The 10,601-nt window shown below is 69.6% G+C and carries 12 protein-coding genes; 1 reads left to right on the forward strand and 11 read right to left on the reverse strand.

Features of this window, described 5'->3' with window-relative positions; translation table 11 throughout:
• Window positions 1-48 precede the first annotated feature (48 nt).
• From AB5J62_RS25835 to AB5J62_RS25880, 10 genes are all read right to left on the reverse strand, one after another.
• Window positions 49-969: an NAD-dependent epimerase/dehydratase family protein gene (locus AB5J62_RS25835; protein ID WP_370942519.1), complete on the reverse strand. Its 921-nt coding sequence runs from the start codon at window positions 967-969 to the stop codon at window positions 49-51.
• Window positions 966-1,571, reverse strand: coding sequence for a dihydrofolate reductase family protein (locus AB5J62_RS25840; protein WP_370942520.1), 606 nt, complete (start codon window positions 1,569-1,571; stop codon window positions 966-968). The genes AB5J62_RS25835 and AB5J62_RS25840 overlap by 4 nt, the downstream gene beginning before the upstream one ends.
• Complete coding sequence (locus AB5J62_RS25845) at window positions 1,568-2,695, reverse strand: FAD-binding oxidoreductase (RefSeq protein ID WP_370942521.1); 1,128 nt, start codon at window positions 2,693-2,695, stop codon at window positions 1,568-1,570. The genes AB5J62_RS25840 and AB5J62_RS25845 overlap by 4 nt, the downstream gene beginning before the upstream one ends.
• A 53-nt stretch (window positions 2,696-2,748) precedes the next feature.
• Window positions 2,749-3,585 carry a DUF6597 domain-containing transcriptional factor gene (locus tag AB5J62_RS25850; protein ID WP_370942522.1) on the reverse strand — a complete coding sequence of 279 codons (837 nt, stop codon included), beginning with the start codon at window positions 3,583-3,585 and terminating at the stop codon, window positions 2,749-2,751.
• A 111-nt stretch (window positions 3,586-3,696) separates the two neighbouring features.
• A complete protein-coding gene (locus tag AB5J62_RS25855; RefSeq protein WP_091292537.1) occupies window positions 3,697-4,038 on the reverse strand; it encodes an RNA polymerase-binding protein RbpA in 342 nt (113 codons plus the stop codon).
• 57 nt (window positions 4,039-4,095) lie between these two features.
• Entirely contained in the window at window positions 4,096-4,326 is a 231-nt protein-coding gene (secG, locus tag AB5J62_RS25860; RefSeq protein WP_091292535.1) for a preprotein translocase subunit SecG, read from the reverse strand.
• 55 nt (window positions 4,327-4,381) lie between these two features.
• Window positions 4,382-5,167, reverse strand: a complete 786-nt coding sequence (tpiA, locus tag AB5J62_RS25865) for a triose-phosphate isomerase (RefSeq protein ID WP_370942523.1) — start codon at window positions 5,165-5,167, stop codon at window positions 4,382-4,384.
• On the reverse strand, window positions 5,168-6,379 hold the full coding sequence (gene pgk / locus AB5J62_RS25870; RefSeq protein ID WP_370942524.1) for a phosphoglycerate kinase: 1,212 nt from the start codon (window positions 6,377-6,379) through the stop codon (window positions 5,168-5,170). It lies immediately after the preceding gene.
• Between the two features lie 3 nt (window positions 6,380-6,382).
• Entirely contained in the window at window positions 6,383-7,387 is a 1,005-nt protein-coding gene (gene gap, locus AB5J62_RS25875; protein ID WP_091292529.1) for a type I glyceraldehyde-3-phosphate dehydrogenase, read from the reverse strand.
• A gap of 244 nt (window positions 7,388-7,631) precedes the next feature.
• Window positions 7,632-8,807, reverse strand: a complete 1,176-nt coding sequence (locus AB5J62_RS25880; protein ID WP_370942525.1) for a winged helix DNA-binding domain-containing protein — start codon at window positions 8,805-8,807, stop codon at window positions 7,632-7,634.
• A gap of 535 nt (window positions 8,808-9,342) precedes the next feature.
• Here AB5J62_RS25880 and AB5J62_RS25885 point away from each other — a divergent pair.
• Complete coding sequence (locus AB5J62_RS25885; RefSeq protein WP_370942526.1) at window positions 9,343-9,984, forward strand: LysE family translocator; 642 nt, start codon at window positions 9,343-9,345, stop codon at window positions 9,982-9,984.
• On the opposite strand, the gene AB5J62_RS25890 is transcribed toward AB5J62_RS25885, so the two are convergent.
• Complete coding sequence (locus AB5J62_RS25890) at window positions 9,968-10,408, reverse strand: S26 family signal peptidase (RefSeq protein WP_370942527.1); 441 nt, start codon at window positions 10,406-10,408, stop codon at window positions 9,968-9,970. The genes AB5J62_RS25885 and AB5J62_RS25890 overlap by 17 nt on opposite strands.
• Window positions 10,409-10,601: the final 193 nt, after the last annotated feature.

The following is a 10,601-nucleotide window of genomic DNA, read 5'->3' on the forward strand; positions in this document are numbered from 1 at the left end:
TCCTGAAAACGGTAGGAGCCCGGCTCATCGAGCCGGGCTCTTACCATTTCAGCGGGCGTTTTCGGCGCGCCAAGCCGCGTAGTCGGCGACCGCTTTGGCGACATCGAACTCCGGTGTGAAGCCGGTGTCGCGAGTGAGCCGCGAGATGTCGAGGTACGGATCTTCTGCAGGACCGTGCCGCCTGCCGGGCAGCAGCCCGACCCGCGGGCCCGGCTTGAGCGACTCCAGCGCGTCCGCGAACTCGCGGTTGGTGAACGGACGGCCGCTGGAGACGTTGTACGCGACGTGGGACAGCGTCCCGGCCGACATCAGCAGCGCGATCGCGCGCCCGGCGTCGGGCGCGTAACAGGCGTCACCGCCGTCGTCGGCGTGCAACGGCTGAGGATCGTCGCCGCGCAGCGCCGCGTTGATCAGCGGCGGAAGGTGGCAGAACGGCGACTCCGGATCGACGAGCGGGCCCCAGATGGTGCCGATCCGCAGCAGCACCGGCTGGACACCACTCCCCTGCAGGCCGTGCGTGGTCAGCGGCTCAACGGCCTTCTTGAACGCGATGATCAGGTGCGGCAGGTCCGCCGTCGGCAACGCGAGGTCCTCATGCCACGGGATCTCACTCCGGCCGATGTAGACGCCGAGGCTGCTGGCGACGGCGAACCGGCGAACGCCCCACGTGCGCGCGGCGTCGAGCGCGTTGAGCAGGCCGGTCAGGTCGGTGCGGAAGTAGCCGACCGGATCGTCGCCGGGGATGCTGCCCGCGAGGTGGACGATGTCGCTGATCTCGTGCCGCTCGCCGAGCGCCAGGAAGGCGGCGCGGTCGGTCACGTCGAGGGACTCCACGGTGACCCGGCCCTCGAGGAACGACGGGACCGCGGTCCGGCTGTGCGCGGTGACGACGACCTCGTGTCCCAGATCGGCGAGCGCGCGTGCGGTGTGGGCGCCGATCATGCCGAGCCCGCCGGTCACCAGGATCATCGGAGCACCTCGTAGCGGAGGTGGGTCACGCCGGGCGCCGGGACGGCCTCGATCAGCCGCAGCCGCACCTGCTCGGCGACCTCCTGGAAGTAGCTGCGGCCACCGCCGAGCAGGATCGGCACCTGATGCAGGATCACCTCGTCGACGAGGCCCGCCGCGAGCGCCGAGGTGACGACCCCGCCGCCCATCAGGCCGACGTCCTTGCCGCCCGCGATCTCCTTCGCCGCCGCGATGGCGTCCTCGATGCCGGTCGTGACCAGCGTCTGCGCCTCGCTCACCTCGGGCACGGGCTCGTGACTGACGAGGACCATCGGCGCGGTCGGGTGTGGGCTGCCGCCGCCGAAATGGCTGGAGTGCTCGTAGGTCGTGCGACCGACGACGATCGCGCCCACCCGCGACGCGGCGGTGTCGAAGAACTCGACGCTCTCCTTGCTCAGCTTGAAGCCGTCGAACTCCTGGCTCGGCGTGTCACCGTCGAAGTACCAGTCGAACAGCATCGGCGCGTCGCCGAGCCCTCGGCCGAATTCCTTTTCACCGTCCGGGGTGCGGCCGCTGAGATAGCCGTCGACGGAGACGGCGTGCGCGCTGAAGACTTTGCTCATTTCGTTCCTTGGATCGCTTGGGGGAAATCGAAAAACCGGTGCGGGTCGTAGGCCCGCTTGACCGCGGCGAGCCGCGCGTGATTGCCCGCGTGGTACGCCTCGGCCGGGTCGTCCAGAGCGAGGTCGGGGAAGTTCGGGTAGACCCGCCCCGACCCCTCGGGATGCGCGATCGCCCACGACCGGTCGACCCACGGGTCGGCCGGAGCGGCGACGTGTTCAAGCAGGAAACGCTCGCCCCGGTGGGCGAACGCGGTCGCGTCCTCGGCGACGCGGTTGTACGCGCCGCCCATCGCGGTGAACGCGAGCCGCCCGCCCCGCAGGTGAGCCAGCAGCGAGTCCACAGTGGATTCGGACAGCGCGTCGGAGAAGAACTCCGACCGGATCCGCACCGGCAGGTCACGCGGATCGGCGAAGGTGCTTTTCAAGCGGCTGTAGGGCAAATCGGCACGCAACCGGACGCCGGGGAACTCGCGCAGCAACTCGCGGGTCGTCGGCTCGTCGAGCGTCGAAGCGCCGGAAAGCACGGCTTGCCCGGCCTCGACGGTGAGGTTGACGGTGAGTTCGTCCGGCGCGTCCGGTGCCCAGGCCTGCCAAGCCGAGACCAGCTCGCCGAACGGGATCCCACGCCAGCACGCTTCGACGCGGGTGGTCATCGGCTCCGGCACGGTGTCGAACCGCAGCTCCGTGACCACGCCGAACTGACAGCCGCCCGCGCCGCGCAGCGCCCAGAACAGGTCCGGCTCGCGGTCACGGTCGCACTCGACGACCGTTCGGTCCGCGAGCACGACCTGTGCGCCGATCAGCCGGTCACAGGTCAGCCCGTGCACACGGCCGAGCAGCCCGATCCCGCCGCCCAGCGTGAGCCCGGCGATGCCGACGGTGTCCCCGCAGCCCGCCGGAATGGTCCGGCCGTGCGCGTGCAGCTCGGCGTACACCTGCCCGAGCCGGGCGCCGGCGCCGATCGTCGCGACGCAGTCGGCGGCCACGCTGATCCGGTCGAGGCCGGACATGTCGAGCACGATGCCGCGCGAAGACCGGCCCGCGAAGCAATGCCCGCCGCCACGGGGCACGACGCCGCGCCTCATGGCGGCGGCGACGTCCGAGACCGAGCGGCAGTGGATCACCGCTTCAACCTAGGGAGATCGCGGCGGCCGTTCTTGAACGAAACGCGCACGCCTCAGCGCAGGAGCAACGCCGTCGCGCTCCGTCTCGCGAGGAACGGCCGGTACGAGGCCGCGTGCTCGTGCCCGCACGAGCATCGGTCCAAGTCGCCGCCGAGCAGCTGGCGTGGGGTGACCCCGCTCAGTCGGAGGCATTCCCGGCTCAGGTGCGCCTGGTCGGCGTAACCCACGTCGACCGCGAGCCCGGCCATCCCGTCCGCGCCGCGCACGCCCGAAGCCGTCGCGCCCGCCTGCGCGAGCGCGAGGAAACCCTGGAACCGCAACGTCCGCTGGAGCACCTTGGGGCTCACTCCGACGGTCTGCAGGCAGCGACGCCGCAACTGGCTCGGCGAAAGCGCCAGATGCTCGGCCAGCGCGTCGATGTTCACCTGATGCCAGGGCATCAGCGTCTTCACCGCTTCGCCGACCAGCGGATCGACGCGGACCACACTGCGGAACTCGCGCAGAAGATAGCCCTGCAAAATCAGGAGCGCCTGCTCGGCCGTGCCTGCCAGCGCCATCGTCTCGACAAGCCGGTCCACCGGGCGGCCCCACAATTCGGCCAGGCGCAGCCGCTGATCGACCAGATCGTCGAGGGTCGACGGCAGCCGCGGCGCGCTCCCGGGATGGAACCGGACTCCCACGATCGTGGTGCGCGCCGGAATGACCTCGACCTCCGGCCGGGTCAGCGGGCCGATCAGCTGCGGATGGCCGCCGATCGGGAAGTGGATCTCGACGCCACCGGTCGGCAGGTGGCGTTGGACGTACACGGAGCCGCCCGTGCGCTGGATCCAGACCGTCCGCACCACGCTCGCCAGCTCAGGCCGCGGCAGGCGCTCGACGTAGGACTCCACGCCGTCATCCTGACACTCCAGCGCCGCGCGCGGAGCGGCTTTCGAGGAACTCCGGGTAGGCCAAAAGCCCCGAGTACCTGGGTACTCGGGGCCTGGAGAGCTGTGCCTACCTCAGATCTCGCGTCGCTGGCGAAGGCGCTCGAGCGCCTCGGCGAGGATGGCCTCACCGTCGGCGTCGCTGCGCCGTTCCTTCACATACGCGAGGTGGGTCTTGTAAGGCTCCGTCCGCGGCGCGGCGGGCGGGTTCTTCTCGTCCTGGCCTCCGGGGAGTCCACAGCGAGGGCAGTCCCACTCGTCGGGAATCTCCGCGTCGATGGCGAACGAGGGCTGCGCCTCGTGCCTGTTCGCGCACCAGTAGGAGATCCGGCGCCGGGGCGCGGACTCGCCACGCTCCGATTCGCCCGTCGGACCGGCACCAACCCTGGTGCCGCGAATCGCGTTACCGCCAACCATGAATCCTCACACCTACCGAATCGGCGGCGCGCCCCCCACAGGCACGCCGAAACAAGATCAGACCTTGAGCAGCAGACCCAGACCCACGATGCTGATCAGCCAGACCGCGCCGAGCAGCAGGGTGATCCGGTCGAGGTTCTTCTCGGCGACGCTCGAACCGGAGAGGCTGGACTGCATGCCGCCACCGAACAGCGACGAGAGACCGCCACCACGGCCACGGTGCAGCAAAACGGCTCCCACCAGCAGAAGGCTGGAAATGATCAACAGGATTTGCAGGAACAGCTTCATCTCATCCTCGCTGTGTGACGGACCGAATACCCAGGTTACCCGGTAGTGGCCCCGATCAGGGCAGCGGCCCGCCAGCGGCGAGCGCGCAGAGTTTGGTGAACTCTTCGCCGTCGAGACTAGCGCCTCCGACGAGCGCGCCGTCCACATTCTCGCAAGCCACCAGGTCGCCGATGTTGTTCGACTTGGCCGAGCCGCCGTAAAGGACGCGGACCGCGGTCGCGACCTCGTCGCCGTACTTCTCGGCGAGCGTGGCGCGGATGGCCTTGCAGACCTCTTCGGCGTCGGCCGGGGTCGCCACCTTGCCGGTGCCGATGGCCCAGACCGGCTCGTAGGCGACGACCACGTCGCGCACCTGCTCGGCCTTGAGGCCTTTGAGGCCCTCGATCAGCTGAGTGGTGGTGTGCGAGATGTGCTCGCCCGCCTCGCGGACCTCGAGCTTCTCCCCGATGCAGAGGATCGGCTTGATGCCGTGCTTCAGCGCGGCCTTGACCTTCTTGTTGACCAGCTCGTCGCTCTCGAGGTGGTACTCGCGCCGCTCCGAGTGGCCGACGGTGACGTAGCTGCAGCCCAGCTTCGCCAGCATCGGACCCGAGACCTCACCGGTGTACGCGCCCGAATCGTGGGGGGAAATGTCCTGCGCGCCGTAGGTGAGCAGCAGCTTGTCGCCGTCGGTGAGGGTCTGCACGCTGCGGATGTCCGTGAACGGCGGCAGGACCGCCACGTCCACCTTCGCGTAGTACTTCTCCGGCAGCGCGAAAGCGATCTTCTGGACGAGCGCGATCGCTTCGAGGTGGTTCTGGTTCATCTTCCAGTTGCCTGCGATGAACACCTTGCGTGCCACTTAGTTCTCTCCCAAGACCGAGACCCCGGGCAGTTCCTTGCCCTCGAGGTATTCCAGCGACGCGCCGCCACCGGTCGAAATGTGTGAGAAGCCGTCCTCGGGCAGGCCGAGCTGGCGGACCGCGGCAGCCGAGTCGCCACCGCCGACGACGGTGAACGCGTCGCTGGCGACGAGCGCCTCGGCGACGGCACGGGTGCCGCCGGCGAACGCCTCGAACTCGAACACGCCCATCGGGCCGTTCCAGAACACGGTCGCCGCGTCGGCCAGCTTGCCCGCGAACAGCTCGCGGCTCTTCGGGCCGATGTCGAGACCCTGGCGGTCGGCCGGGATGGCGGTCGCGTCCACGACCTCGTGCTCCGCGTCGGGCGCGAAGCCCGTGGCGGCGAGGACGTCGACGGGCAGCACGAGTTCGACATTGCGCTTCTCGGCTTCGGCGAGGAAGCCGCGCACCTGGTCGAGCTGGTCGGCCTGCAGCAGCGACTGGCCGACCTCGTGGCCCTGGGCCTTGAGGAAGGTGTACGCCATGCCGCCGCCGATGAGCAGCCGGTCGACCTTGGTCAGCAGGTTCGCGATGACACCCAGCTTGTCCGAGACCTTGGCGCCGCCGAGCACGACCACGTACGGCCTGGCCAGCTCGTCGGTCAGCTTCTTGAGCACGTCCAGTTCGGCCAGCACGAGGCCGCCCGCGTACACCGGGAGCGCACGCGCGACGTCGTAGACCGAGGCCTGCTTGCGGTGCACGACACCGAAGCCGTCGGACACGAAGGCGCCACCGGGCACGAGCGCGGCGAGCTCGCCGGCCAGCGCGGCACGCTCGCCGGCGTCCTTGCTGGTCTCGCGGGCGTCGAAGCGGACGTTCTCCAGCAGCGCGACCTTGCCGTCGACCAGTCCGGCGACGGTCGACTTGGCGGACTCGCCGACCAAATCGCCCGCGAGCGGGACGTCGAAGCCGAGCAGCTCGGCGAGCCGCTTGGCGACCGGCGCCAGCGAGAACTTGGCGTCGGGCTCGCCCTTGGTGCGGCCGAGGTGCGCGGTGACGACCACCTTCGCGCCAGCCTCGGCGAGCTTGGCGATGGTCGGCAGCGCCGCGCGGACGCGGCCGTCGTCGGTGATGGTGTCCCCGTCGAGCGGGACGTTCAGGTCGGAACGCACAAGTACGTACCGGCCCTGAACGCCCTCGCTCAGCAGGTCATCGAGGTTCTTGACCGTCATCGATCAGGAGAGCTTGTTGCCGACGAGGACGATCAGGTCCGCGAGGCGGTTGGAGTAGCCCCACTCGTTGTCGTACCAGCCGACGACCTTGACCTGGTCGCCGATCACCTTGGTCAGCGGCGCGTCGTAGATGCACGAGGCCGGGTCGGTGACGATGTCGCTCGACACGATCGGGTCGGTGTTGTAGCGCAGGATGCCCTTGAGCGCGCCTTCGGCGGCGGCCTGGTAGGCGGCGTTGATCTCCTCGACCGTGGCGGTCTTCTTCAGCTTGACCGTGAGGTCGGTGGCCGAGCCGGTCGGGACCGGGACGCGGAACGCGAAGCCGTCCAGCTTGCCCTGCAGCTCCGGGAGCACCAGGCCGATGGCCTTCGCGGCGCCGGTCGACGACGGCACGATGTTGACCGCGGCGTTGCGGGCGCGGCGCAGGTCCTTGTGCGGCGCGTCCTGCAGGTTCTGGTCCTGGGTGTACGCGTGGATGGTGGTCATCAGGCCGTGCTCGATGCCGAAGGCGTCGTTCAGGACCTTGGCCAGCGGGCCGAGGCAGTTCGTGGTGCACGAGGCGTTCGAGATGATGTTCTGCGAGCCGTCGTACTTGTCGTCGTTGACACCCAGGACGACGGTCAGGTCCTCGCCCGTGGCGGGCGCGGAGATGATGACCTTCTTGGCGCCGCCGGCCAGGTGCGCCTTGGCGGCGTCGGCCTTGGTGAAGAAGCCGGTCGACTCGACGACCACGTCCACGCCCAGGTCGCCCCAGGGGAGGTTGGCCGGGTCGCGCTCGGCGAGCGCCTTGATGGTCTTGCCGTCGACGACGATGCCCTCGTCGGAAACGCTGACCTCACCGGGGAAACGGCCCAGGATGGAGTCGTACTTCAGCAGGTGGGCCATGGTGTTGACGTCACCGAGGTCGTTGAACGCGACCACCTCGATGTCGTGGCCTGCGGCCTTGACGGCCCGGAAGAAGTTGCGGCCGATCCGACCGAAGCCGTTCACACCTACGCGCACAGTCACTGCTGCCACTCCTCTTGAAGCTCGAAGATTTGCCTTCTCGGCGCCCAACACTAGCGTGCTGGCCTGGGCGTACTTGACCGCCCCGAAGAGACTTGCACCACTCCAGCTTGCGGTCAAGAATCGATTCAGGTGTGGCGGAGGCTGCCGTTTCGAGCTCGGTTGGACACCCGACTGTTCGTGATCGAGAAAGAAGGTCCCGAACTGCGGTTACGTCCCCGATTACGGACCTTTCCCGGCCAGTGGTTCACCTGGCCAGCTCCTTCTCCAATGGCGTGCGGAATCTGGGGATGAACCGGACGTCACCGAGCCACCCGGCGAGCCTGTCCGCTTCCGCCTCGATCGCCGCTTTCGCCGCCGCACCCGCGTCTTCCAGCAGGCGGGTGGCGATTTCGCCGTCCTGGCGCTGCGCCCAGCCGCCGACGATACGTCCATCACACCAGACGGTCGGCCCGACGTTGCCGAACCGGTCGAACAGCGCCGCCTTGTGCGCACCGAGGTACCACTCGCGCTCGACCCAGCCCATCGGCGTCGGATCGAGCGCGGGCAGCAGCGCGATCCACGGCCCCGGGTCCGGCAGCGGCTCCAGGTCGTCGGCGAGCATCAGGCCGGTCGTGCCGTCCAGGTCGACTTCGACGGGCTCGACCAGCGCGAGCGCCTTCTTCGTCTGGCCCATCGTCCACCCGGTCCACCAGCGCAGGTCGGCGAGCGGTGCCGGGCCGAACGCGTACAGCCAGCGCCGGGCCAGCTCGGCGCGCGCGGCATCGGCATCCCACTTCCGGAGCCCGCCAGGAAGCCAGTCTTCGAGCGTGGACCAGTGATACTGCTGGGAGATCCACGACCCGCGCGGCCGCCCGCGGACGATCCGCCCGTCGACGGCCAGCTGGCCCAGCACGCGGCTGGTGACGTTGCCGATCGCCGCGTACGGCTTGCCCTTGGCCATGTGCAGCTGCTGCTTGAGCCGCGGCTCGTCTTCGCTGAGCTGCTGCGCCAGCGCGGATCCCCTGGCGGACAAGGCTTTCAGCGTCGCCTCTTCGACCTCGGCGAGCCACTCCCCCGCCTCGGGCACGTTTTCCGGGTGCCCGACGGTCTCCAGATGCTGCACGAGCTTGCGCCGTTCGGTGCGCGCCACGTCCCCCGAGCAGGCGGCCTGGACCACCGCCGCCGTGTCGGTGTCCAGCACGAACATCGTGCGGCGCATGCCGAGTATCCGCACCAGCGTCCGGTCCTCGTAGAGCGCGCGCTCCAGCTCGGCGACGTCCGGGCCGTCGACGCGGGCGGCGGCCGAGAGGTGCACCGTCGCCGGGTCGGTGGCGTGCAGCGCGAGCAGGCCCGCGGTGGCCTCTTCGACCGTCGCGGCCTTGACCGCGAGCCGATGGCGGCGGGCCAGCCTCGCCCGCCGCTGCTCAATCCCGATTCTCACGCATTGTTAGTACCACCCGGCACCGACAAAAACGCGTCGCCCCAGCCTTGCTGCGGCCGCAGCCCGACGGAGTTGCTTTGGGGACACCTGGCGGCCCAAAAGCAACTCCGTCGGCCCAGGCTCGCCGACTCCTCGACCACGCCACCTTGGACCTACCGCTCAATAACCGGCGAAAACACTCACGACCTCCTCGCCGGCTGCCTCGTGCGTGTCGGGGGGGGTGTGGTCGGGCGTGGGTGAGGGCCTACTTCGCTCGGATCCGTGAGGTGAGGGCCTAGTTCGACCGTATATACGGGTGAGGGAGGCCCTCACCCGCTCGCCCCGAGTGAGGGAGGCCCTCACCCACGCCGACCGTGGATGTAAGGCCCCCTCATACCTGGGTGAGTGCCGTTTGCGTCGTCCAACGCCGCAAGCCCCGTTCATGCAGTACCCCCACCCGAGACCACACGCAGGGGGGGGGCAGGTCGTTTGGTCTGGTCGTGCCGAGCGCTTTTGGTACCCACGTCGCGGGCGGTGGCCGGTTAGCATCGCCGGCATGGTCTCCGGTGGTCACTTCCTGGCGTTCGCGGCGTTGACGTTCCTCATGGTCGTCGTGCCCGGCCCGAGCGTGCTGTTCACCATCAGCAGGGCGCTGACGGTCGGCAGGCGCGAGGCGCTGCTGACCGTGGTCGGCAACGCGACCGGGGTGTACGCGCAGGTCGTGGCGGTGGCGTTCGGGCTCGGCGCGATCGTGCAGTCGTCGGCCGCGGTGTTCACCGCGATCAAGCTGGCGGGCGCGGTGTACCTGGTCTACCTCGGCGTCCAGGCGATCCGGCACCGCCGCAAGCTCACCGAGGTCTTCGCGGCCGAGGTGCGCGCGCCGTCCGGGCGACCGCTGTCGCTGATGCGGGACGGGTTCGTCGTCGGCTTCGCCAACCCGAAGTCGATCGTCTTCCTGGCGGCGATCCTGCCCCAGTTCGTCGACTACCCGGCCGGTTCGGTGCCGCTGCAGATCCTCGTGCTCGGCGTCGCGCTGCCGGTGATCGCGCTGCTGTCGGACTCCGCGTGGGCGCTGGTCGCGGGCACCGCGCGGGCCTGGTTCGCCCGCTCGCCCCGCAGGCTGGAACTGCTCGGCGGCACCGGCGGCGTGGTCATGATCGGCCTCGGCACCTCGCTGGCGGTCAGCGGCCGGGACTGAGCCGCCGCACCACGAGCCCCAGCACGAGGTCCCCGTAGGCGTACCCGAAGCGCCGCGAGTCGACGCTGCCCTCGGCGTTGTCGCTGAGCAGCACCAACCGGTCCGGTGGCACGGTCTCGTCGCCCTCGACGGCCTTCGCCACGGCGGCGGGCACGGGATCGCCCGGCAGCGCCGCGACCCGTTTGATCAGCCACGACCGGTCGGCCAGCGCCGGCACGCGCGCGACTGTGGGCACACATGCGACAACGATGTCCCCGACCGACAGCCTGGAGAACCTCGACCGCCACACCAGCACCCGGTCACCGTCGGACAACGCGGGCTCCATGCTGTCGCCCGACACCGTCACCGCCGAAAGCCGCCCGGCGACCCAGCGCGCCGCGCCTGCCAGGCCGGCCGCGCCCAGCACGGCCACCCACACCTTCATCCCGAAAACTCCCCCATCACCGACAACTCGCACCCATGAAACCCCGGGCGCTCGCAACCATGACGCCGAAACCGGGACAAAGGTTTCCACGGCGACGGATTTCGCCGCCCGGCTGCAAAACCAGGCCCGAAAGGGCTCCGCCCAGCTCAGGCCTCGTGAGGGGTACGGCCGGTTCTAACCGGTCAAAACACTC

This window comes from Amycolatopsis sp. cg5 (assembly GCF_041346955.1).
Classification (GTDB): domain Bacteria; phylum Actinomycetota; class Actinomycetes; order Mycobacteriales; family Pseudonocardiaceae; genus Amycolatopsis.